This is a genomic window from Qipengyuania zhejiangensis, from assembly GCF_035607565.1.
Taxonomy (GTDB): Bacteria; Pseudomonadota; Alphaproteobacteria; order Sphingomonadales; family Sphingomonadaceae; genus Qipengyuania; species Qipengyuania zhejiangensis.
Genome location: NZ_JAYKGO010000001.1, coordinates 919,123 through 942,429 on the forward strand (window position 1 = coordinate 919,123; position 23,307 = coordinate 942,429).

At 63.0% G+C, this 23,307-nt stretch carries 22 protein-coding genes; 17 read left to right on the top strand and 5 right to left on the bottom strand.

Annotated elements, in window-relative coordinates; translation table 11 throughout:
* The first annotated feature begins 7 nt into the window (after positions 1-7).
* The 5 genes from sdhD to VR863_RS04435 all read left to right on the top strand — a co-directional run bounded on the left by sdhD (position 8) and on the right by VR863_RS04435 (position 5,829).
* Positions 8-394, top strand: coding sequence for a succinate dehydrogenase, hydrophobic membrane anchor protein (gene sdhD, locus VR863_RS04415; RefSeq protein WP_324827214.1), 387 nt, complete (start codon positions 8-10; stop codon positions 392-394).
* Complete coding sequence (sdhA, locus tag VR863_RS04420) at positions 394-2,235, top strand: succinate dehydrogenase flavoprotein subunit (protein WP_324827215.1); 1,842 nt, start codon at positions 394-396, stop codon at positions 2,233-2,235. Before sdhD ends, sdhA begins: the two co-directional genes overlap by 1 nt.
* The gene (locus VR863_RS04425) at positions 2,235-3,542 is read left to right on the top strand and encodes a M20/M25/M40 family metallo-hydrolase (protein WP_324827216.1); all 1,308 of its coding nucleotides are present in this window, start codon (positions 2,235-2,237) and stop codon (positions 3,540-3,542) included. The genes sdhA and VR863_RS04425 overlap by 1 nt, the downstream gene beginning before the upstream one ends.
* A 13-nt stretch (positions 3,543-3,555) precedes the next feature.
* Positions 3,556-4,422 (top strand): glycoside hydrolase, encoded by an 867-nt coding sequence (locus VR863_RS04430; RefSeq protein WP_324827217.1) that lies wholly within the window; start codon positions 3,556-3,558, stop codon positions 4,420-4,422.
* An 81-nt stretch (positions 4,423-4,503) separates the two neighbouring features.
* Positions 4,504-5,829 (top strand): amino acid permease, encoded by a 1,326-nt coding sequence (locus tag VR863_RS04435; protein ID WP_324827218.1) that lies wholly within the window; start codon positions 4,504-4,506, stop codon positions 5,827-5,829.
* Here VR863_RS04435 and VR863_RS04440 read toward each other — a convergent pair.
* Complete coding sequence (locus VR863_RS04440) at positions 5,826-6,455, bottom strand: peptidylprolyl isomerase (protein WP_324827219.1); 630 nt, start codon at positions 6,453-6,455, stop codon at positions 5,826-5,828. The genes VR863_RS04435 and VR863_RS04440 overlap by 4 nt on opposite strands.
* 131 nt (positions 6,456-6,586) lie before the next feature.
* On the opposite strand from VR863_RS04440, the gene VR863_RS04445 reads away from it, so the two are divergent.
* Both VR863_RS04445 and VR863_RS04450 read left to right on the top strand, forming a co-directional pair.
* Positions 6,587-6,976 carry a BlaI/MecI/CopY family transcriptional regulator gene (locus VR863_RS04445; RefSeq protein WP_324827220.1) on the top strand — a complete coding sequence of 130 codons (390 nt, stop codon included), beginning with the start codon at positions 6,587-6,589 and terminating at the stop codon, positions 6,974-6,976.
* On the top strand, positions 6,973-8,649 hold the full coding sequence (locus tag VR863_RS04450; RefSeq protein ID WP_324827221.1) for a M56 family metallopeptidase: 1,677 nt from the start codon (positions 6,973-6,975) through the stop codon (positions 8,647-8,649). Before VR863_RS04445 ends, VR863_RS04450 begins: the two co-directional genes overlap by 4 nt.
* 62 nt (positions 8,650-8,711) lie before the next feature.
* On the opposite strand, the gene ypfJ is transcribed toward VR863_RS04450, so the two are convergent.
* Positions 8,712-9,566, bottom strand: a complete 855-nt coding sequence (gene ypfJ, locus VR863_RS04455) for a KPN_02809 family neutral zinc metallopeptidase (RefSeq protein WP_324827222.1) — start codon at positions 9,564-9,566, stop codon at positions 8,712-8,714.
* A gap of 86 nt (positions 9,567-9,652) precedes the next feature.
* On the opposite strand from ypfJ, the gene VR863_RS04460 reads away from it, so the two are divergent.
* The 5 genes from VR863_RS04460 (at position 9,653) to VR863_RS04480 (ending at position 14,164) form a co-directional block, all read left to right on the top strand.
* Positions 9,653-10,408: a 3-hydroxybutyrate dehydrogenase gene (locus tag VR863_RS04460; protein ID WP_324827223.1), complete on the top strand. Its 756-nt coding sequence runs from the start codon at positions 9,653-9,655 to the stop codon at positions 10,406-10,408.
* Positions 10,409-10,466: 58 nt separating this feature from the next.
* Complete coding sequence (locus VR863_RS04465) at positions 10,467-10,841, top strand: hypothetical protein (RefSeq protein WP_324827224.1); 375 nt, start codon at positions 10,467-10,469, stop codon at positions 10,839-10,841.
* 108 nt (positions 10,842-10,949) lie between these two features.
* Positions 10,950-12,404, top strand: a complete 1,455-nt coding sequence (gene guaB, locus VR863_RS04470) for an IMP dehydrogenase (RefSeq protein ID WP_324827225.1) — start codon at positions 10,950-10,952, stop codon at positions 12,402-12,404.
* Between the two features lie 15 nt (positions 12,405-12,419).
* Complete coding sequence (locus tag VR863_RS04475; protein WP_324827226.1) at positions 12,420-13,598, top strand: RsmB/NOP family class I SAM-dependent RNA methyltransferase; 1,179 nt, start codon at positions 12,420-12,422, stop codon at positions 13,596-13,598.
* A gap of 59 nt (positions 13,599-13,657) precedes the next feature.
* Positions 13,658-14,164, top strand: a complete 507-nt coding sequence (locus VR863_RS04480; RefSeq protein ID WP_324827227.1) for a tetratricopeptide repeat protein — start codon at positions 13,658-13,660, stop codon at positions 14,162-14,164.
* A gap of 1 nt (position 14,165) precedes the next feature.
* On the opposite strand, the gene VR863_RS04485 is transcribed toward VR863_RS04480, so the two are convergent.
* Both VR863_RS04485 and VR863_RS04490 read right to left on the bottom strand, forming a co-directional pair.
* A complete protein-coding gene (locus tag VR863_RS04485) occupies positions 14,166-14,642 on the bottom strand; it encodes an RNA pyrophosphohydrolase (protein ID WP_324827228.1) in 477 nt (158 codons plus the stop codon).
* A complete protein-coding gene (locus VR863_RS04490) occupies positions 14,639-15,589 on the bottom strand; it encodes an alpha/beta hydrolase (protein ID WP_324827229.1) in 951 nt (316 codons plus the stop codon). The genes VR863_RS04485 and VR863_RS04490 overlap by 4 nt, the downstream gene beginning before the upstream one ends.
* A gap of 192 nt (positions 15,590-15,781) precedes the next feature.
* On the opposite strand from VR863_RS04490, the gene VR863_RS04495 reads away from it, so the two are divergent.
* The 3 genes from VR863_RS04495 to VR863_RS04505 all read left to right on the top strand — a co-directional run bounded on the left by VR863_RS04495 (position 15,782) and on the right by VR863_RS04505 (position 19,822).
* Positions 15,782-17,728 (top strand): 2-oxoacid:acceptor oxidoreductase subunit alpha, encoded by a 1,947-nt coding sequence (locus VR863_RS04495; RefSeq protein WP_324827230.1) that lies wholly within the window; start codon positions 15,782-15,784, stop codon positions 17,726-17,728.
* 87 nt (positions 17,729-17,815) lie between these two features.
* Positions 17,816-18,850 carry a 2-oxoacid:ferredoxin oxidoreductase subunit beta gene (locus tag VR863_RS04500; protein WP_324827231.1) on the top strand — a complete coding sequence of 345 codons (1,035 nt, stop codon included), beginning with the start codon at positions 17,816-17,818 and terminating at the stop codon, positions 18,848-18,850.
* Between the two features lie 21 nt (positions 18,851-18,871).
* Complete coding sequence (locus VR863_RS04505) at positions 18,872-19,822, top strand: metal-dependent hydrolase (protein ID WP_324827232.1); 951 nt, start codon at positions 18,872-18,874, stop codon at positions 19,820-19,822.
* On the opposite strand, the gene VR863_RS04510 is transcribed toward VR863_RS04505, so the two are convergent.
* Positions 19,779-20,573 carry a phosphatase PAP2 family protein gene (locus tag VR863_RS04510; protein ID WP_324827233.1) on the bottom strand — a complete coding sequence of 265 codons (795 nt, stop codon included), beginning with the start codon at positions 20,571-20,573 and terminating at the stop codon, positions 19,779-19,781. The two genes, VR863_RS04505 and VR863_RS04510, sit on opposite strands and share 44 nt — an antisense overlap.
* A 46-nt stretch (positions 20,574-20,619) precedes the next feature.
* Here VR863_RS04510 and VR863_RS04515 point away from each other — a divergent pair, with 46 nt between their 5' ends.
* Entirely contained in the window at positions 20,620-22,014 is a 1,395-nt protein-coding gene (locus tag VR863_RS04515) for a cryptochrome/photolyase family protein (protein WP_324827234.1), read from the top strand.
* Positions 22,015-22,051: 37 nt separating this feature from the next.
* Positions 22,052-23,293: a cyclopropane-fatty-acyl-phospholipid synthase family protein gene (locus VR863_RS04520; RefSeq protein WP_324827235.1), complete on the top strand. Its 1,242-nt coding sequence runs from the start codon at positions 22,052-22,054 to the stop codon at positions 23,291-23,293.
* The last annotated feature ends 14 nt before the right edge of the window (positions 23,294-23,307 follow it).

A 23,307-nucleotide genomic window follows, 5' to 3' on the forward strand; every position in this document is an offset into this window, starting at 1 on the left:
CAGACCCATGGGTAACGGAACCTCCATCGGACGTGTGCGCGGGCTTGGCTCGGCGCACCATGGCGCGCATCACTGGCTGGTGCAGCGCTTCACGGCTATCGGCAATCTCGTGCTGATGCTCTTTCTGGTCATCAGCCTCGCGCTGTTGCCGGATTATTCCTACGGCACGATGACCGGCTGGGCGTCGCAGACGATCCCGGCAACGGCGCTCGCGCTGCTGGTGATCAGCGTGTTCTGGCATGCGCGCCTGGGCCTCCAGGTCCTGATCGAGGATTATGTCCAGGATGCCGGCACCAAGTTCGGCGTTCTCGCCCTTCTCAACCTTGCAACCATCGGCGGCGCGGCATTCGGCCTCGTGTCCATCGCGCGCCTTGCCCTCGGAGGAGCCGCCTGATGGCCAACACCGACACTTTTACCATTGGCGATCGCGCTTATCCGATTGTCGATCACACCTATGACGTGGTTGTCGTGGGCGCCGGCGGCAGTGGTCTGCGCGCCACTATGGGTGCCGCCGAAGCGGGCCTGAAGACCGCCAACATCTCCAAGGTTTTCCCGACCCGTTCGCACACCGTTGCCGCGCAGGGCGGCATCGCCGCGTCGCTTGGCAACAATTCGCCCGACCACTGGTCGTGGCACATGTACGATACGGTCAAGGGTTCGGACTGGCTGGGCGATCAGGACGCGATCGAGTACATGGTGCGAGAAGCCCCGCAGGCCGTGTACGAGCTTGAACACGCCGGCGTGCCCTTCAGCCGCAACGAAGACGGCACGATCTACCAGCGTCCGTTCGGCGGCCACATGCAGAACATGGGCGAAGGCCCTCCCGTGCAACGCACCTGCGCCGCAGCCGACCGTACCGGCCACGCGATGCTGCACGCGCTCTATCAGCAGAGCCTGAAGTACGCCGCGGACTTCTTCATCGAGTATTTCGCGCTCGATCTGATCATGAAGGACACGCCCACGGGCAAGGTCTGTGTCGGGGTGATCGCGATGTGCCTCGATGATGGCACCATCCACCGGTTCCGCTCGAAGGCGGTCGTCCTTGCGACGGGCGGCTACGGCCGCTGCTATTTCACCGCGACATCGGCACACACCTGCACCGGCGACGGCGGCGGCATGGTGCTGCGCGCGGGCCTGCCGATGCAGGACATGGAATTCGTCCAGTTCCACCCCACCGGGATCTATGGCGCGGGTGTTCTTATCACCGAAGGCGCACGCGGGGAGGGTGGCTATCTCACCAACTCCGAAGGCGAACGGTTCATGGAACGCTATGCCCCGTCCGCAAAAGACCTGGCGTCGCGTGACGTAGTGTCGCGTTCGATGGCGCTGGAAATGCGCGAAGGACGCGGTGTGGGCCCGGAAAAGGACCACATTTTCCTGCACCTCGACCATATCGATCCCGCCGTTCTGGCACAGCGCCTTCCCGGCATTACCGAAAGCGGCAAGATCTTTGCCGGCGTCGATCTGACGCGCCAGCCGCTGCCGGTTACACCGACGGTGCATTACAACATGGGCGGCATCCCCTGTAACTTCCACGGTGAAGTGATGGCGGGTGATCCGGGCGATCCGGAAAAGACTGTCCCCGGCCTGTTTGCCGTGGGCGAAGCGGCCTGTGTGTCGGTTCATGGCGCAAACCGCCTCGGTTCGAATTCGCTGATCGATTTGGTGGTCTTCGGCCGGGCGACCGGCCATCGCCTGCGCGACATCATCAAGCCTGGCACCAGTCACGACGAACTGCCCGCCGACAGTGCGGAACTCTCGCTCTCGCGCCTCGATCACTTCCGCTACGCCAACGGCGGTACGCCCACGGCGATACTGCGTTCGGACATGCAGAAGACCATGACGCGTCATGCCGCCGTGTTCCGCGACAGCAAGCTGATGGCCGAGGGCGTGGAAAACCTGAAGACCATCAACAAGCAGATGGAAGACATCCGCGTTACCGACCGTTCGATGATCTGGAACAGCGACCTCATCGAAACGCTCGAACTCGACAATCTCATGGCCCAGGCCAACGTCACGATGGCGTCTGCCGAAAACCGCAAGGAAAGCCGCGGCGCGCACGCGCACGAAGATTTCCCCGACCGGAACGACGCCGAATGGATGAAGCACACCATCGCCTGGTTCGAAGGCTGGGGCGGCAGCGGCGGCGGTGTGAAAATCGAGTACCGTCCGGTTCACGAATACACGCTGACCGACGACATCAAGTATATCGAGCCCAAGAAGCGGGTCTATTGATGCGGGCGGGGGCGTTTGCGTTCGGTGCTGCACTGGCGGCGCTTGTCGCCGCCCCCGCAAGTGCCCAGCTGAGCGAGCCGGAACAGGCGATCGCCGCCTCGATCGAGAGCGATCTCGAGACCGATGTCAACTTGCTCGAGAAGATCACGCTGATCAATTCAGGTTCGCACAACCATGCGGGCGTGAAGGCCGTGGCCGATGCCCTTGCACCCGAATTCGAGGCGCTTGGTTTTACCACCGAATGGATCGATCAGGCGGCCGCCGGGCGGGCCGGGCATCTTTTTGCCCGTCACGAAGGCGTGCCGGGGACCACCAGGATGCTGCTGATCGGGCATCTCGATACCGTCTTCGAACCGGATTCTTCCTTTACCGGCTTCGTGCGTGACGGCGACAGGGCTACCGGCCCCGGCGTGGTGGACGACAAGGGCGGCATCGTGGTCATTCTGTCTGCGCTGCGCGCGATGAAGGCTGCAGGCACCTTGCAGAATGCCAACATCGTCGTCGCGCTGACGGGGGACGAAGAAGACGCCGGCGATCCGCTGGAACTGGCGCGCAAGGACCTTGTCGAAAGCGGCCAGTGGGCCGACATCGCGCTTGGCTTCGAAGGGCTTTCGATCCTCGACGGCAAGGATACGGGCGTGGTTGCGCGCCGTTCCTCGGGGGGATGGACGATTACCGCACGCTCGCGCAGCGGGCACAGCTCGGGCATCTTTGCCGAAGGGGTCGGCTATGGCGCCATCTACGAAATGGCCCGCATTCTCGATGCATTCCGGCGCGAACTGCCCGAAGAAAACCTGACCTATAACGTCGGTCTTCTTGCTGGCGGGACGCCCGCCGAAATCGCTGGAGACGAGTTATCGGCAAGCGCGTCGGGCAAGACGAACATCATTCCATCCACCGCCTTCGCCCGCGGCGATCTGCGAACGCTGACGCGCGAACAGAACGACCGGATCATGGCGGCTATGCGGGGTATCGTTTCCCGGCATCTGCCAGGGACCGAAGCGGAAATAGAGTTCGATTTTCCTTATCCGCCAATGGCTCCGACCGCGGGGAACGAGGCGCTGCTGGAGCGGCTCAACGCGGTCAATGCCGACCTTGGTCTCGAAGTCATGGCACCCTATCCCCCTTCACGGCGCGGTGCGGCGGATATCAGCTTCGTTGCAGACCATGTCGATGCGATCGACGGTATGGGCCCGAGCGGCAGTGGCAGCCATGCCGAGGGCGAGTATATCGACCTGCGTTCCATCGTCCGCCAGGCGCAGCGCGCCGCCATCCTGATGAGCCGGCTCGCTAACGAGCCGCGCTGACAGGGCAGCCACCGTGCACAAGATCGCGTCTCTGGCCGGACTGGCAGCGCTGCTCGCCGCGTGCGCGACGACGCCGGTTCAACCGCCCGCAAGGCTTTCTGCCGATCCGTTTTACGCAAAGTCGGTTTCGGCGAACGGAATTCCCATCCTGTCATCGGCGCAGGTCGCGGACGAAGCGCTGCTGGCTGCGCGCGACATGGTGCGCGGGATATTCGCGCACCGCCCCGAGCTGGCAAAATGGCTGGCCGTAAATGATTATCGCGTCGCGATCATTGGCGTCGACGAAGCGTTGCTGGACCTTCCGGAAAACGCGAACTGGACCAAACCCGCCTTCGACGATCCGCGTCTCACGCGGTGCGAACGCAAGCTCTATGACACCCGCATCGGTCGCCTCAGCGATCGGGAATACTGGGACAACCGGGCGCGCGCCATCGGCGGCGAGCGGACGGTCGGATCGCAAGAGGACGTGCTCGGCCTGCCGGTCAGCCGGTATTACGGGGAAACGATTTTCGTGCACGAGATGGGGCACAATGTCCTGTTCGCCATCCAGGCGGTCGATCCCGCACTCTACGCCAAGGTCGAAGCCGCCTATGCGAACGCTCTGGCAACCGATCTGTGGCTCAACGAATACACGACCACGACGATGCAGGAATATTGGGCCGAAGGTACGCAATTCTGGTTCGATTCAAACCGGTTGCAGGCATTCGACGGGGTGCGGATACTCGATCACCAGGACCTGAAATCCTACGATACCCAGCTATATGCCGCCCTGGCCGAAGCTTATGGCGACAATCACAAGCTGGCGAGCGACCCCTTCTGGCAGCATCCCGCCCGCGTTCCGCCCGGTCCGTCCCCCGCGAACACCGCCGAGGTGTGCTGAGGCGTTTCCGCTTGGTGCTTGGGGAATTCCGTCGCATGTCTTGATGCAGGGGGGATTTGCGATGACCAGGCAGGCGTTCGGATGAGCGGTTCGGCGGGGGCTCCGGCGCGGAGGATCGGCCTTTTCATGGCGACCATGCTGGTTGCCGGCAACCTCATCGGATCAGGCATTTACCTGTTGCCTGCCACTTTGGCCGCGACGGGGAGCATCAGTATTTTCGGTTGGATTATCGCCGCGATCGGGGCGCTTGTCCTGGCGGGCGTCTTCAGCCTCATCATGATGGTGCGCCCAACCGAAGAAGGCCTTGCCGATACGGTAGAAGCGGCGATGGGCCCGTTCTGGGGTTTCCATACAAGCCTCATCTACTGGCTGTCGATCTGGCTCGCCAATATTGCCATCGCGCTTGCGGTGACGGGATATCTTGCTGCGCTATTCCCCGTCCTCGGTCAGCCGGAAATCGCGGCCTTCACCACTATCGGGGTGATATGGGCGCTTACGGCGGTGTCGATGTTCGGGCCGCGCGCTATTGGCCGGATGCATGGCATGACGCTGGCCATCGGCCTTGTCCCGCTGCTTGCCGCCGGGGCGCTGGGATGGCTGTGGTTCGACTCGCAAATGTTCGCGGCATCGTGGAATGTCACCGGCGAAAGTTCGATGAGCGCGGTGTACGGGTCAATGCTGTCCGTATTCTGGGCGTTTCTCGGCGTCGAATGCGCGGCGATGGTTGCGCGAACCGTCGAACGCCCCGAACGCAACGTACCGCTGGCGACCATGGGCGGCGTGCTGCTCGCCGCGCTCGTATATTCCTTCGCTTCGACAGCCATTTTCGGTCTCGTTCCGGCCGGCGATCTGGCGGTGTCTTCGGCACCCTTCGCGCTTGCCGTGGAGAGAATTCTGGGGCCGGTCGCCGCGGCCCTTGTCGCAGTGTGCGCCATTCTGAAAGCGTCGGGTACGCTTGGCGGCTGGGTGTTCGTCACCGGCGAGGCGACCCGCTGGACCGCCAAGGCCGGTTATCTGCCACGCTGGCTGTCGGTGACCAACCCGCGGGAAATTCCCGTCAGGGCGCTGCTGGTGATGGGGGTCGTCATGAGCCTTGCCGCGTTTGCGACGGCAGCAGAGACGATTGCGGAACAATTCCTGACGCTGATCAACGCCGTCGTGGTCCTGAACCTGATGGTTTATATCTACTCGGCTTTCGCTCTCGTCCGCCTTACCTCGGCATCGCCACCGAAACTCCGGCTGGCAGCCTGGATTATCGCGATTCTGGCAGGGGCGTTCTGTGCAGCGCTCCTGGCGTCGTCGGGATGGGAAATGATTTCCATCGCCACTGTTCTGGCGGTCTCGACCGTGCCCGCATGGTGGCTGGTATCGCTACAAGCCCGACGCCGCGCCAGTGGGGTTGCCTAATCGTCCGCCAGCCGCCGCGCCGTTGTGATCGTGACCGGGGCGGCCAGCATTTGGCCCTTCATCCAGCCTTCGCCCTTGTCGGGATCGGTGGGCATGGCGTGAATAGCCTCCACCACGTCCATCCCGCCAACCACCTTGCCGAATGCGGCGAAACCGGCCCGACGTTCGGGATCGTCGCTAAGCGGCTCGGCATCCATGCTGGGCTGTGCCTGCAACAGGATCGAGAAGTCGCCCGTCGCAGTTCCAGGGGCGTAACGCGCCATCGATAGCGTGCCGCGTTCGTGAACAACCCCGGTTTCGCTGGTCGGTTCATGGGCAATCGGGTCAAGGGTGCGCCTGGCGTCGTATTGCGTACCGGCCTGGATAAGCCCGTTGGGTTGTTCGCCCCATTCGAGCCGCATGGCGCGGTAGAATACAATGCCGTCGAAGCGGCCTTCATCGACGTAACGCAGGAAATTGGCCGCGGTCACCGGGGCCCGTTCGGTTTCGACTGCGACGGTGATGGAACCCGCCGTCGTTTCGAGCAGCACACGATCCTTGTGGGGTTCCGGAGCAGCGGCGTCTTGCGCGGCGAGCGGGCTGGAGATGAGGGCGGCAAGCGCAAGGGCGCGGGCGAGAAGCGTCATCCGTCCACCCTGATGCTACGCCGGTCGAGAAGCAAGGGGGCAGGGCTTTCATTAATCCGCGCTTCATGTTTACATCCGTAGTCACAAAGGCTACAGGTGTAATCGCAAGGTTGCACGGAGGGAGTGACTCGATGGCGAAGCGTTACAACGCAGCTGGTGAGCGAATAAGCGAAGCCGAATACGCAGTGATGGAAACGCTTTGGGAGCGTCATCCCTTGAGCGCATCCGAAGTGTGCGATCGGGTTTGCAAGACGCGTGACTGGACCATGCCGACGGTCAAGACCCTGCTCAGCCGCCTCGTGGCCAAGGAAGCGGTCGGCACCGAGCCGCAAGGGCGCAAGTTCCTGTACCGTCCGCTGATCGAACGGTCCGATTATGTCGGCGGCGAATCGCGCCGCCTTGTCGATCGGTTGTTTGGCGGACGTGCGGCACCGCTGTTTGCGCAGCTCGCCGAAAGCGAAGGGCTGAGCGATACCGATCTCGAGGAAATCGAGGCGCTCTTGAGGGAGATGCGCAAATGACCGAACTGGTGAGGGAATATTTCGACTGGTTCCTGCTCGACACGCTGCTGTGGACCGGGGCCCTGATAGGTCTGGTGCTGGTGCTGCGCCGCCCTGTGGCGCGGTACCTCGGGCCTGGCGCGGCCTACGCACTCTGGGCCTTGCCGGTCATCCGGCTGCTGTTTCCCCCGATGACCCTTCCTGCATGGATGGGGCCGCAAACCGGGCCAGTGGCCGCTGTGCCGGCGCCGCTGATTGGTCCTGCGACTGACCCGGCCCCCTTGACCTATTTCGGTGCCGTCCCCGAAACCGCGGCGCCTGCCGTGCTGGATTCGCCTGTCGACCTGGTAACACCGCTTGTCCTTATCTGGCTGGTCGGGGCAGCGGTGTTCCTTGTCCGACGGTTCTGGCTGTACGCGCAATTGCGGGCCGAACTGCTTGAGGATGCAGTGCCGGTGGGCGATGTCGGTCCGATCCGGCTTATCGAAACACCGGCCATTTCCGGCCCGATGGCATTCGGAGTGCTGGACAAGGTCGTGGCGCTGCCCGTGGGCTTCATGGTGTCGCGCGACCGTGTTTCGCGCGATCTGGCGATTGCACATGAACTGGAACACCATCGCGGGCACGATCTTTTGGCCAATATCATGGTCCAGCCGGTATTCGCGATTCACTGGTTCAATCCGCTGGGCTGGATGGGCTGGACCGCGCTTCGCCGCGACCAGGAAGCGTTCTGCGATGCCCGCGTTGTCGCCACACGGCCGCGTGAAGAACGGGCCGCTTACGCCAGTGTAATTGCCGATTTTGCCAGACGCCCGCAGGTTGCTCCGCGACCTGTGTTGGCGGCGCCGATGGCCTGTCCGGTTTTGGGGGACAAATCCATCATCCACCGATTGAGGAATCTGTCCATGAACGAAGTCTCTCCGCGCCGCCGCGTGGTTGCGCGATCCGGCATTGTTGCCGCGCTGTTCGCACTGCCGATGACCGCGTCGATCTGTTACGCAAGCGCCGCCGCGGCGCCGCCCGCACCGCCGCAAGCCCCCGCCGCACCGTTGGCACCCGATGCCCCGCCGCCGCCAGAAGCGCCTGCAGCGCCCCAGGACGTGGAACTCGACATCGAAATGGCCGAACTCGATCGCGAGATGGCCGAGCTTGACCGCGAACTTGCGGATGTCGAACGCGAAGTGGAGGAAATCCACGGCGAGGACGGCCGTGTCGAACGCCGCGTGATCGTCCGCCGCAAGGGCGAGGGCGCCAACAGCGAACGCCATGTGGAACACCGTATCATTCGCGACCACGAAGGGATGACCCAGGAAGAGCGGGCCGAATTGACCAGGGAAATGGCCGAACTCAGCGCCAAGTTTGCCGAGGATGGCGAGATTCGCCGCGAAATTCGGATGGCGTTTTCCGAAGCGCGCGCCGGTATGGCCCAGGCGCGCGCTGGTGCCGCAGCAGCCCGTGCCGCAGCCCCGCGGGTCGTGGTGTCATGCCGGGACAAGGAAAACATCGTGTCAACCGAAACGGGCAAGGACGGAACCACAACAATGTTCGTGTGCGAAGCGAATGCCGACAAGATCGCGCTCAAGGCGATGAAGTCCGCGCGCAAGGCCATTGAGATCGACCGCAATCTTTCTGCCGCCGAACGGGCAGAAGCACTGCGCTCGCTCGATGCGGAAATCGCCCGCGTTTCGCGCTAGGAATTATTCTCTTTTCCCCGAGAGCGGCCGCCGGGTTTCCGGCGGCCGTTTTCGTATGGTCGTCAGCGAAGGCTGGTAATCGCGTCACACGCCGTATCGTCACCGCGCAGGCCGAGGCGCAGGGCATCGCTGCGCTGCTTGCTGGTACCATGGGTGAAGTTTTCGGACGACACGCGTCCACCTGTCAGCTTGTCGTCACCGATAGCCGCAGCGGCCGTCAGGCCTTCTTCCATGTCGCCCGCTTCGATGAGGTTGCGGTTCTTGCCCGCCCATACGCCGGCATAGCAATCGGCCTGCAGTTCCATCAGGACCTGCAGCTGGTTGGCCTGCCGCGGGTTCTGTTGCTGGGCGCTTCGAATCTGGTCCGATACGCCGGTCAGCGTCTGGATGTGATGGCCGTATTCATGGGCCAGCACGTAATAACGGGCAAAGTCACCGCCTGCGCCAAGCTGGCGTTCGAGCGTGTCGTAGAAGCTGGTGTCGATGTAGATCGTCTGGTCCGCTGGGCAATAGAACGGGCCCGATGCGGAAGACGCGCTGCCGCAACCCTGTGTTGACACCCGTCCGTTCCGGAACAGGTCGAGTGTGGGCTGGCGGAACTGCTCGCCGTACCCCTGTGCCTCGAACGTGCCCGACCACGTGCGGTTCAACGAGGTCAAGGCGTTGCACGCTTCCTCCGCGTACTCGCTGCTGGTGCAAACGGCCTGTTCATCGGTATTGGCGGGGCCGGCCTGTTCCGTGGATTGGCCAACCTGGTCAACGACTGCCGCGGTCTGGAACGGATCCAGCCCGAACACGAAGTAACCCAGCGCCGCGATCACGATTGTCCCGCATCCCAGGCCTCCGGCCTTGCCTGCGCCGCCACCGCCGCTTGAGCGTACATTGATATCGTTGGTGTTGAACGGATTCAGGCGCATGTGTTTCCCCATATATTGGCCGCTGGACAGCCACGGCATCCTGCGCGATGGCCTGTCGATTGCATAGACAACGCCCGGAGGTCCAAATGTTTCTCAAAGGAAAGCGCGCACTCGTTACCGGGTCAACCTCGGGTATAGGTTTGGCAACCGCACGGGCGCTGGCCGCGCAGGGCGCGCAGGTCGTTTTGAACGGCTTCGGTGACAAGGACGAAATCGCCGGGATTTGCGATGAGCTGGGCGCGACCCATTCGGGTGCGGACCTGACCGATGTCGCGCAGGTCGAGAAGATGATGGCCGAAGCCGGCGATATCGATATCCTCATCAACAACGCCGGAATGCAGCACGTTGCCCCGGTGGAAGAGTTTCCGGTCGAAAAGTGGGATCTCATCATTGCGCTCAACCTGACCGCGGCGTTTCACACCACCAGGCTCGCCGTGCCCGCGATGAAGCGTAAGGGATGGGGGCGGATCATCAACACGGCCAGCGCGCATTCCAAGGTCGCGAGCCCGTTCAAGAGTGCCTACAACGCGGCCAAGCACGGGCTGGACGGTTTCACCAAGACGATCGGCCTGGAACTGGCCGAACACGGTATCACCGCAAATTGCATCAGCCCCGGCTACGTCTGGACGCCGCTGGTCGAAAACCAGATTCCCGACACGATGAAGGCGCGCGGCATGACCCGCGAACAGGTTATCAACGATGTGTTGCTGGTGAAACAGGCGACAAAGAAATTCGTCCAGCCGGATGAAATCGGCGCGCTGGCGGTATTCCTGTGCCGCGACGAGGCGCAAAATGTGAACGGTGCGAACTGGAGCATGGACGGTGGTTGGACTGCCGAGTGAAAAGCTGGCTGCCCGATACGTGAATCCAATCCAATCTCACAGCGACAGGAAGATATCCATGCCACAGTGTCCCAAATGCCGCGCACGCATGGCGCAAGGTTTCGTTTTTCTCCCCGACACCGGCGGCCGCGTCAAATGGATGGATGGCGAACCTGGGTTCTGGAAATCGATGCTGGGCATCGGGGCCAAGACTTCGGATATGGTATCGCGCCGCTGCGAAGGATGCGGCTATGTGGAATTCTATGTCGAGTCCAAGGTGGCACCGGTCCGAACGTTAAGGGCTGTCGATGAAGAAAACGAGCGTCTGCGCAACCTGGTGACCAAACTGCAGGAACGGGTGGGAACGCTGGAAGAGATTGCCACCGATCCCGCCGTCAGGACCGCACGCGAAATCGAGAGTCTGCGATCTCGGCCAGCTGCCGAAAACGATTAGAGCGGACGAACTCTCGCGCACCCCACTAGCGCCCGCCACAATCCGTCGTTACATGGGCCGCCACGAATCTCCCCTCACGCGCAGGCGCGCGCACAGAAAGTGGCACTTATGGAAATCCCCCTCGGCCTTACCTTTGACGACGTTCTCCTGCGTCCGGCCGAGAGCGATATCCTGCCTTCCATGGCGAACACCGGAACGCGTCTGACGCGGACGATTTCGCTCAACATTCCGGTTATTTCCAGCGCGATGGACACGGTAACCGAAGCCGATATGGCGATTGCCATGGCCCAGATGGGCGGCATTGGCGTGCTCCACCGCAATTTCGAGGTCGAGGACCAGGCCGCCGCCGTTCGCGCGGTCAAGCGGTACGAGAGCGGCATGGTGGTCAATCCCATCACCATCCATCCTGACGCCACGCTGGGCGAAGCGCAGGCGATCATGACGAAAAACCGCATCAGCGGCATTCCGGTCACCGATCGCGGCGGCAAGCTGTGCGGTATACTGACCAATCGCGACGTGCGCTTTGCCGAAAATCCCCGTCAGCCGATCGGTGAACTGATGACGGTCGAAAATCTCGCCACCGTTCCGCTCGGCACGGGTCAGGAAGAAGCGCGCCGCCTGCTGCACCAGCGGCGGATCGAAAAGCTGCTGGTGGTCGATGGCGATGGACGCTGCGTTGGCCTGATCACGGTCAAGGATATCGAAAAGGCGGTCGCCTATCCTTCGGCAACGAAGGACGATACCGGCCGCTTGCGCGTGGCCGCCGCCACGACCGTCGGCGACAAGGGGTTCGAGCGTACGCAGGCCCTGATCGATGCCGAAGTCGACGTGGTGGTTATCGACACCGCCCATGGGCACAACAAGGACGTCGCCCGCGCGGTGGAACGCGTGAAAGCGCTGTCGAACTCGGTGCAGGTGATTGCCGGCAATGTCGCCACGGCCGAAGCGACCCGTGCGCTGATCGGCGCAGGTGCGGATGCGGTGAAGGTCGGCATCGGGCCGGGATCGATCTGCACCACGCGAGTTGTGGCCGGTGTCGGCGTGCCGCAGCTCACCGCGATCATGGATTGCGCAGAAGCGGCGGAAAAGGAAGGCGTGCCCGTTATCGGTGACGGTGGCCTTCGAACCAGCGGCGATGCCGCCAAGGCACTGGCTGCGGGTGCATCGACGATCATGATCGGTTCGATGCTTGCCGGCACGGAAGAAGCGCCCGGCGAAACCTTCATTTACCAGGGGCGCAGCTACAAGAGCTATCGCGGCATGGGCAGCGTGGGCGCGATGGCTCGCGGCAGCGCCGACCGTTATTTCCAGCAGGATGTTTCGCAGCAGAAGCTGGTGCCCGAAGGTATCGAGGGCCAGGTTCCCTTCAAGGGTCCGGCGAGCGCGGTGGTTCACCAGCTTGTTGGCGGGATCAAGGCGGCCATGGGTTACACCGGCAGCGCCACGATCGAAGACCTTCGCCAGCGCGCGCAGTTCGTCCGTATCACCAACGCGGGCCTTGCCGAGAGCCATGTCCACGATGTTTCGATCACGCGTGAGGCGCCGAACTATCCCACGCGTTAGGCCTGGAGAGAGCCGTTGAGGCCGGGTCCCCGCGTCCAGACCGCCATCGAATTGCTCGATTCCGTGATTGCAGCCGCGCGCGCCAAGGGCGCCCCGGCGGACCGGATCCTGTCCGACTGGTTCCGCAACAACCGGTTTGCCGGATCGAAAGATCGCCGCGCAATTCGCGAACTTGTCTATGCGGCCATCCGCGCCAGCGGCCCGATTCCGGCCAGCGGGCGCGCGGCCATGCTGCGTCTCGCCCAGATTGACGAAACCGTATCGGCGCTGTTCGATGGATCGCAATACGCGCCGGCGCCCATAGCGCCAGAGGATGCGGCGGCCGAAGGCGGTGTGGCACCGAAATGGTTGGAAGCGCGGCTCGCTGCGTCGGGCATGGACGGTGCCGAGGCGACAGCGCTGCTGGATCGTGCCCCGCTCGATCTGCGCGTGAACACACTCAAGGCCGAGCGAGCTACCCTAGAATTGCCGTCACCCGCGCAGCCAACTGCCGCGCCCCATGGCCTGCGCCTCGAATCGGGGACGCAGGTCGAACAATGGGATGCCTATCGCGGCGGAATGATCGAAGTGCAGGACACCGGATCGCAGATCGCCTGTCTCGCCGTCGGCGCGCAACCGGGCGAGACGGTGGTCGACCTGTGCGCAGGCGGCGGCGGCAAGACCCTGGCGCTCGCCGCTGCGATGGACAATCTGGGCGTACTGGTCGCCGCGGACACGGATCGTGGCCGGCTGTCACGCCTTGCGCCGCGTGCCGAACGGGCAGGGGCAACGGATATCGAAGCCCGGCTGCTTGATCCCCAGCGTGAACGAGAAGCGCTTGCCGACCTGATTGGCATGACCGACGCGGTGCTGGTGGACGCCCCCTGCTCGGGAACCGGAACGTGGCGCCGCAACCCCGAAGCGCGCTGGAGGCTGGACGAGGGCGAGCTTGTGCGCCTTGTGAATATCCAGTCCTACCTGCTTGAACTGGCAGCCGAACTGGTGAAGCCGGGTGGGCGGTTGGTGTATGTGACCTGTTCCGTCCTCGATGCCGAAGGGGCCGACCAGTTCGATGCTTTCCTTGCGCGCAACGCCGGTTGGCGTGCCCGCGAACTGGCGCTGCCGCTTGGCCGGCAACATGGCAAGGGAACCCGCCTGACGCCGCATCACGACGCAACGGACGGATTTTTCATCGCCTGTGCAGAAAGAGCGTGATAGCGTTTCTGTAGATGGCTGATTTGCCTGCCCCTGGACGACCCACGTTGGAGACGATCATGCGCTTTGCCCCCGCTGCCGCAGCCCTTTCGCTGGCCTTCGCCGTAACGGCCAGTGTTGGCTTTGGCGCAGGCCGCGATCCTGCACCGAGGGCTGCTGCGCTGATTTCGCAAGGCCAGGCGTCGCTGGCGCAAGGTAACGTGCAAAATGCAATCGATGCCTACGAAGCGGCGATGGCGATCGATCCGGGCTATACGCCGATCCTCCTGAAGTTGGCGGAGGCTGCGCGCGCGGACAAGCTCCAGGGAAAGGCGATCCGGTATTACCGCGAAGCTCTGAATCGTGAACCGCGCAACCTTGCGGCCATCGCGGGCGAAGGGGAAGCGCTGCTCGAAAAGGGTGCGCTGGAAAAGGCGCGCAGCAATCTGGCCAAGCTGGAATCGCTGTGCGGCAAGACCTGCCCCGAAACACAGAAGCTCGCCGTATCGATTGCGGCCGGTCCTGCACCCCGCGTGATGACGGCAGAGGCGGTGCTGCCGGACGCCAAGGTTACCCAGACGAACTGAGCTACACCAGCTCTCGAAACGCTTCGACGACAGTGCGATAGACGCGCTTCTTGAACGGAACGATGAGATCGGGAAGGTGTTCGGGTTCGGCCCATTTCCAGTCGCAGAATTCCGGCGGGTCATGCGCCTCGAGGTCGATGTCGGCGTCCTGACCGGTAAAGCGGGCGAGGAACCAGACCTGTTCCTGCCCGCGATATTTCCCGCCCCACAGCTTTCCCATAAGTTCGTCCGGCAGGTCGTAGCGCACCGGTTCGTCCATCTCCTTCAGGATCGTGACGTGTTCCGGCCGCGCGCCGGTTTCTTCGGCCAGTTCGCGCATGGCGGCATCGCGCAGGTCTTCGCCTTCATCGACGCCGCCCTGGGGCATCTGCCACCAGTCGCCCTCGCGGTTGTCGATCCGCCGCCCCACGAACACGCGCCCGTCGGCATTGACGAGCATCACGCCAACACATGGACGGTAGGCGAGCGTTTCCTTCATGCGTAGCGCCCAACCATCAGTTTGACCGCATCGAGGAAAGCCTCGAGATCGCGCTGGCCGCTGGGAATGGCCTTTCGCAGGGTGGTGAACCCGTGAATGATGCCGGGGAATTCGAGATACACCACCTCGGTGCCGAGCTGGACGAGATGCGATGCGTATTCGCGGCCCGAATCGCGCAAGGGATCGAGACCGGCGGTGCACACAACGGTCGGCGGCGTGTTCGAACAATCGCCGACCATCGGGGTGTGGCGCGGATCGGCAGCATCGCCGCCGTATTGGTCCGTGAACCACGACATCGCGGCACCGGTCAGCAGGAAGCCTTCGGCGAACATGGCCATGCTGGAGTGCTGGCTGATATCGCTGGCCACCGGGTAGATCGGAGCCTGCACGATGACTGGCACATCGGCCGGTTCGTTCATCAACTGGTTGGTGGTGACGATGGTCAGATTGCCGCCCGCGCTGTCGCCGGTGATGACAAGGCCGGTGATCGTGCGGCCCAGTTCAGCGGGGGAAGACGCCACCCAGCGTGCAGCCGCTTCGCAATCGTCCGGCGCCGCGGGGAAGGGGTGTTCGGGGGCGAGGCGGTATTCGACCGAGATCACCGGAAGGTCGAGGTGATGCGAAATTTCGGTGCAGAGGGCGTTGTAGATTCCGATATCGCCGATCACGAAACCACCACCGTGGATAAAAATCACGCAGGGTCCGGCATCACGCGTCTCACGCGTGTCGTAGAATCGCAGCGGGATGTCGCCAGCGGGGCCGGGGCAGGTGATATCCTTTACAATGGCGAGCTTGCGGGGATCGGCTTCGGCAACGCTGCCCATGGCGCGCATCTGTTCGCGCCCTTCGAGATGGCCGACTTCTTCCACTCCCTTGCCGCCCATCGCTTCGAGCATGTCGAGGAAGCCGCGAACGTCGTCGCGCACGTAATGTTCTGTATCCGCCATGGTCTCTCTCCCACCAGGTGTTTTGCCGTATGCGTTGCTTTTCGGGACTTAGCGTGTCGCGCACGCTTTTCCATGCCGCTTTTTCTCGCTAGCAGAGAAAATGTTGATTGCGAGAGGAGGGGGGCCCTCCTAGGTGCGGCACCCCGATGGACCGAGCGCCCAGTAAGATGGCGCGAGACAAGGATAGACCGGATGGCAACAGCCGCCACCACGCCGCACGTCGGCGCCCCCCACACTACCGACGCTATCGTCGTGCGTTTCGCCGGCGATTCTGGTGACGGAATGCAGTTGACCGGAGGACAGTTTACGCTGTCGACGGCGCTGGCGGGCAATGACCTTGCGACGTTTCCCGATTTCCCCGCCGAAATCCGCGCGCCCCAGGGCACGCTATTCGGCGTGTCGGCGTTCCAGATCAATTTCGGCAGCCGCGAAATCAACACCGCGGGCGATGCGCCCGATGTTCTGGTGGCGATGAACCCCGCTGCGCTGAAGACGAATCTGGCGGCCTTGAAACCGGGCGGGCTGATCATTGCCGACACCGGCGCCTTTACCAAGCGCAACCTCGACAAGGCGCATTACGATGCGAACCCGCTCGAAGACGGTAGCCTGGCGAAGTTCGACGTGTTGGCGTTCGACATTTCCGAACGCACGATCGAAGCGGTCAAGCCTTTCGGGCTGGGAAACAAGGACGCGCTCCGGTCGAAGAACATGTGGACCCTGGGCCTTGCGCTGTGGATGTTCGATCGTCCGCGCGACCCGATCCACGATTGGCTGAAAGCCAAGTTCAAGTCGAAGCCCGATATTGCCGATGCGAATATCGCCGCGCTCGATGCGGGCCACGCATATGGGGAAACGGCCGAACTCGCCGGACCGCTGCGGCAGGTCCACATCGATCCGGTTCCTTCCGAACCCGGGCTTTACCGCACGGTCACGGGCGCAGAGGCGGTAAGCCTGGGCCTCGTTGCCGGCGCGCAGCTGGCCGAATTGCCGATGTTTTTTGGCGGTTACCCGATTACCCCCGCCAGCGCGATCCTGCACCATCTCGCCCGGCTCAAGGAATTCGGCGTCACGACCTTCCAGGCGGAAGACGAGATCGCCGCGATCTGTGCCGCGATCGGCGCAAGCTACGCCGGCCAGCTTGGTGTCACCTCGTCGTCGGGCCCCGGCATCGCCCTGAAGGGCGAGGCAATGGGCCTTGCCATCATGACCGAACTACCGCTCGTCATCGTCAACTCGCAGCGCGGCGGCCCGTCCACCGGACTGCCGACCAAGACCGAGCAGAGCGATCTTTACCAGGCGGTCTATGGCCGTAACGGCGACGCGCCGATGCCGGTCATCGCAGCCCGCAGCCCGTCCGATGCCTTCGAGGTGGCGATCGAGGCTTGCCGGATCGCGGTGGAATACATGACCCCCGTCATGCTGCTGACCGACGGATACATCGCCAACGCCGCCGAACCGTGGAAGGTGCCCGATCCTGCAACCTTCACGCCGTTTCCGGCCAAGTTCCTCGACCATCCCAACGATGGCGACAAATTCCTGCCGTACAAGCGCGACGAGAAGGGCGCACGGCCCTGGGTCAAGCCGGGGACGCCGGGACTCATGCACCGGATCGGCGGGATCGAGAAACACGAGCTCACCGGCAATATCGACTATTCGCCCGACAACCACCAGCGCATGACCGATCTGCGCAAGGGCAAGATCGACGATGTGAAAGTCCCCGATCAGGAGGTCTGCCTCGGCGAAACCTCGGGCACGCTTGCCGTTGTCGGTTGGGGTTCGACCTTCGGCCCGATCCATCGCGCGGTCGACAATTGCCGCGCCAGGGGCCTGGACGTCAGCCACATTCATGTCCGCCATATCTGGCCGCTTCCTGCCAACCTCGGCGATCTGCTGCGCGGCTTCGACAAGGTGCTCGTCCCCGAGATGAACACCGGCCAGTTCAAGACCGTTTTGCGCGACCAGTTCCTCGTCGATGCCCTGCCGCTCACCAAGACCAGCGGCCAGCCATTCCAGATTGCCGAACTGGAAGCGGCGATCGCAAAATTCTTCGACGGCATCGACGGGAATGAAGGCGGCGAAGTGCCGGTCAACGACCAGCAGCTGCCAAGTCCGGCGACGGAAACTGATGACCATGAATGATCAAACCAAGAAGGTCGTGATTGTTGTGATGATCGCGCTTGCGATCGCCGCAATCATCGCGTCCGGCATCGTGATCGGAAACTCCCAATGAACGCACCCGTAAAGCTCGAAACCACGCTCAAGGACTGGGAAACCGACCAGGAAGTCCGCTGGTGTCCGGGGTGCGGGGACTATGCCATTCTCAAGGCTGTGCAGCGGACGCTGCCGCAGCTTGGCGCGGACCCGGCGAACACGGTTTTCATTTCGGGCATCGGCTGTTCGAGCCGGTTTCCCTATTACGTCGAAAGCTATGGCTTCCACACGATCCACGGCCGCGCGCCTGCGTTTGCGACCGGTGTGAAACTGGCCAACCCCGATCTCGACATCTGGCTGGTCACCGGCGACGGGGACGGCTTGTCCATCGGCGGCAACCATCTGATGCATGTCTTGCGCCGCAACGTGAACATGCAGATCATGCTGTTCAACAATGAGATTTACGGTCTGACCAAGGGGCAGGCATCGCCGACCAGCCGTGAAGGAACCAAGTCGCCCTCGACGCCCATCGGCAGTTACGATCACCCTGCGCGTCCCGCGGCTTTTGCGCTTGGCGCGGGCGCTCGCTTCGTCGGGCGGGGTTTCGATGTGTCGAAGAACCTGCCCGACGTGCTCAAGGCCGCCCATGCTCACAAGGGCGCGGCGTTCATCGAGATTTTCCAGAACTGCATCGTCTACAACAAGGACGTGTTCGACGATTTTGCCGCCCCCAAGGGTGCCGAGGATCGCCAGCTCTGGCTGGAAAATGGCGAACCCATGCTCTTTGCCGGCGGAACCAAGGGCATTGCGCTCGATCGTGACGCGCTGACCCTGACGGTTGTCGATATCGTCGATGGCGATTGGCAGTCTGTTGGGGTAATCGTGCACGATGTGACCAACCGTTCGATCGCCCACATGCTGGTGGAAATGCCGTTCGGGCCGTTCCCGATGGCTCTGGGCGTCCTGTACGACGACCCGCGTCCCACCTTCGAAGACGCGGTTATCGAAGAGCGGCAAAAATCCAGTGCAGGCAAGGAGGCGAACCTCGCCAAACTGCTCGCAAAGGGTCAGACCTGGACGGTGAGCGGCACGGCGCAAGATCCGATCTAGCGCCCCCTACGGCATCGATCGTTGGACAATCTTACCCATTCGCTTGTCGGCGCGCTGATCGGGCAGGCCGGACTGAAGAAAAAGACCGGGCTGGCCATGCCCGCACTGATCATCGGGGCGAACCTGCCCGATGTGGACGCGGCGTGTCTGTTCTGGCTCGATGGGCAGGAGCACCTCGGGTTTCGCCGGGGTATTACCCACGGCCCGCCCGCGCTGGTGCTGTTGCCGCTGGTGCTGGCAGCGCTGCTCTATGGCTATGATCGCTGGCAGGCCAAACGGGGCAAACGGCCCGAAGGGCGCTTACCCGTCAGCTTCAAATGGCTGTTCCTTCTAAGCTTCCTCGGCTGTCTGACGCACCCTGCGCTCGACTGGCTGAACGTCTACGGCATCCGCTTGCTCGAACCGTTCAGCAGCGAATGGTTCCACGGCGACACCTTGTTCATCATCGATCTGTGGCTTTGGGCGGTGATGGGGTTTGCAACCTGGTTTTCGCTTCGGCGCGAACGACGCGGGTCGGACTGGACGCGTCCGGCGCGGTTGGCTTTGCTGGCATCTGCCTTTTACATCCTGGCCAACGGCCTGATCACCCGCGATGCAGAACGCATGACGCTCAACGACGGGCAGTATTCGGAAACGATCGCTTCGCCGGTGCCGTTCGCTTTCTGGCAACGCGAACTGATTTTCGTCCAGGCCGACGGGCGGCCTGCAATCATGCCCGGATACGCAGGGCCATCGAACGACAGCCCCAAGATCGTGAAGCCGTGGAGCATTCCGCTGTCCTTCTGCCGCCTCGACGCGGTCGCTGCCGTCGATCCCGAGGCCCGTGCGTTCCTGTTCTGGTCACGCGCACCGTTCATCGAAAAGATCGGCGAGGGGATGTTCGTGCTGCGCGACGCCCGGTTTTATGATCCACTGGCGCGGGATCGGTTCAGTGTCGCATTGCCCGCTTCTGCCTGTGCGTTTCCGAAGTAGGATCGAGATGTTCGGCAGCTTCGCTTTCGGCGGCTGATTTGGCAGGTTTGTGAAGCAGCGCGGCGGCTAGGAAAGCCCAACCGGCGCCGCCGAGCCAGCCCGCCACGACATCGCTGGGAAAATGCACCCCCAGCAGCACGCGGCTCCACGCGATCATGGCCGATATGACCATGGCCGAACCGACGAGCGTGTAACGCACAGAATGGCGCTTGCTCATCGACGCGAAGGCCAGAGCCATCCCGATGTAGATCATTGCGGAGGCGAAACTGTGCCCGCTTGGAAAGCTGGCACCGTCAGCGATCGTCAGGTGGGGCACAATTTCCGGCCGTTCGCGTCCGACCAGGGCCTTCATCGTGTTGTTGAGCATCCAGCCTAGGAACACCGATGACGCGAACAGCACGGCTTCACGGCGGAGTTTGAGGAACAGCAGCGCGACGACAGCACCGATCGTCGCCAGCGTGGATAGGAAGACCCCGCCCAGCGCGGTCGTGTCGCGCACGGCCTCTTGTATCCAGTTCGGCCCGTCAAAGGCAAAGTCCGGCCCGAACCGCGCGAGCAACAGGCCGGATCGATCGAAATCGCCGGTCTTCCCCTGCGTAACCAGCCAGACCATAACGGCCCAGCCGATCCAGCAGGCGATTGCCGCGACCAGCGCCTTGCGGCGATTGACCGAATAGCCGCGTTCGGGCAGCCGGATGGTTTCGGCGGGAAGAGGGGCTACTTCCGGCTGGACGATGTCGGACCGATGCATTTCCATGTCAGGGGAACAATCGCGTGATCAATTGGGTTCCGTTGGCATGAATTCACCGCAGATAGTCTGGCTGCGGCGCGACTTGCGCCTTGCCGACCAGCCCGCTTTCCACGCTGCCGCGCAAGCCGGTCCAGTAATCCCTGTCTATGTGCTCGATGACGACCGGGCGGGCGATCATGCCTATGGCGGCGCATCCCGGTGGTGGCTGCACCATTCGCTGGAAAGGCTGGGCAAGACGCTGGGCAGCCGGCATTCCCGGATTGTCCTGCGCAAAGGGGACGCGCCGCAGGTTCTGGCCGCAATTGCCGCGCAGACGGGCGCAACCTGCATTCACGCCATCCGGCACTACGAACCGTGGTGGAAAGAGGCCGAAGACGAACTTCGCGATGCACTCGGCGAAGACCGCAGGCTGTGCCTTTACGATGGAAACTACCTGCTGCCCCCCGGTACCCTGACCACCGGTTCGGGGGAACCTTACAAGATCTACACGCCGTTTTCGAAATCGATGCTCGAATGCATGCCGCCCCGCAGCCCTCTGGATGTGCCCGGGGCGATCCATTCGCCCGAAGCGTGGCCGGAAAGCGACGATCTCGCCGATTGGAACTTGCTTCCCACCGGCCCCGACTGGGCGGACGGGATACGGGCGTTCTGGCAGGTTGGCGAAGCGGCCGCGCACGACCGGCTGGACTGGTGGACTGACCACGTTGCGCAATACGATGAAGGGCGCAACTTGCCGTCGCAGGACATCACTTCGCGCCTGTCCCCGCATCTGCATTGGGGCGAAATCAGCCCCGCGCAGGTGTGGCACACGCTCAAGGACAAACGCAGCGACGGGTGGCGGGTGTTCGCCAAGGAAATCATCTGGCGTGACTATGCCCAGAACGTGATCGACCGCTTTCCCGATTACCCTAAGGAAAGTTACCGGGATTACGACGAACGGACCTTGTGGCGGCATCCCGAAGCCGGCCATCTGATCGCAGCCGATCTGGAGGCGTGGCAAAAGGGGATGACCGGTTATCCCATCGTGGACGCCGGGATGCGCCAGCTGTGGCAAACGGGATGGATGCACAACCGGGTGCGGATGATCTGTGCCAGCTTCCTGGTGAAGCACTTGTTGGTGGACTGGAGGTACGGCGAACGCTGGTACTGGGATTGCCTCGTGGATGCCGATTACGCCAACAATGGGGTCAATTGGCAATGGATCAGCGGCACCGGCGTGGACAGCAACATGTTCAGCCGCATCATGGCCCCGCTGACGCAGAGCGAGAAGTTCGACGCGGCGGATTACATCCGCGAATATGTGCCTGAACTTGCCCGGTTGCCCGATAGCGAAATCCACGATCCGGCCGATGGCCGGCGGGGGCGCTATCCGGTCAAGATGATCGGGCATCGCGAGGCCCGCGAACGCGCGCTGGAAGCGTACCGCAAAAGCAAAGGCTAGCTTGCCTCGCGCCGCGCCCCGCGCAATAGCGGCTGCAATGGACATGCAAACTACCAAGCCCCGGGGCCGAGAGCTGATCGAAGGCGCGCAACGTTTCGCCCGCAAGCCCGGCGTTCTGGCGCGCCTTGTGGCCCCCGGCTTTGGCAAGATACTCGATCGCATCGACGCAGCGCTGATCACCGGGGCAATCTCTGCGCGGCTGCCCGACGGAACGCAGCGGATACTCGGCGGGCATGCGCCGGGGTTCGAATGCAAGGTCGACCTGATGAGCTGGAACGCTCTGGTACGCCTTGCAAGCAACGGTTCGGTCGGTTGGTACCAGGCCTGGGAAGCGGGCGAATGGGAATGCGACGATATCGTCTCCCTGTTCGCCCTGTTCGCACAACACGCGCGGCGGCTGGGTGACACGGCCAGGGCAAAGGGGCCTTTCAGACACGCGCTGAAACTCGCGCATCTGGTCAATCGAAACACCCACACCGGCGCGCGCAAGAACATTTCTGCCCATTACGATCTAGGCAATGATTTCTATGCACGCTGGCTCGACCCCACGATGTGCTATTCCTCGGCGCTTGGATGGGCAGGCGATGGGCTGGAAGCCGCTCAGCGCCGGAAATGGGCCGCCCTGTCAGATCGCGTCGGCAGGCCCGCCACAACGCTCGAAATCGGCTGCGGATGGGGTGCGTTGGCGGATTACCTGCACAGCCAGGGCAGCGATGTTACCGCGATCAGCCTTTCGGACGCGCAGCTGGACTGGGCGCGGGCGCATCACGCGGCCGCGATCGATTTCCGCAAGCAGGATTACCGCGACACGCAAGGGCAGTTCGATGCGATCGTCAGCGTGGAAATGGTCGAGGCGCTGGGGCGCGAATACTGGCCGACCTTCCTGGATTGCGTCGCGCGAAACCTGAAACCGGGAGGGCGCGCGGCGATCCAGTACATTTCCATGCGCGACGAACTGTTCGACGAATACGCGAAGAGCGCCGACTTCATCCAGGCCTATGTCTTTCCGGGCGGGTTGCTGATCCGTAACAGCGAATTTCGCCAGCTGGCGCAAGAACGGGGTCTGGCGTGGCGCGATCAGGCCGACTTCGGTCTCGATTACGCCGAAACGCTCAAGGCGTGGCGCGAGAATTTCGATGCGGCGCAGGATGACGGGCTGCTGCCCGATGGTTTCGATACGCAGTTTTGCGCCCTGTGGCGGTACTATCTGATGTATTGCGAAGGCGGCTTTCGTGGCGGCGGTATCGATGTCCACCAGGTCACGCTGATCAAGGAATAAAAGGGGGAGAGAGA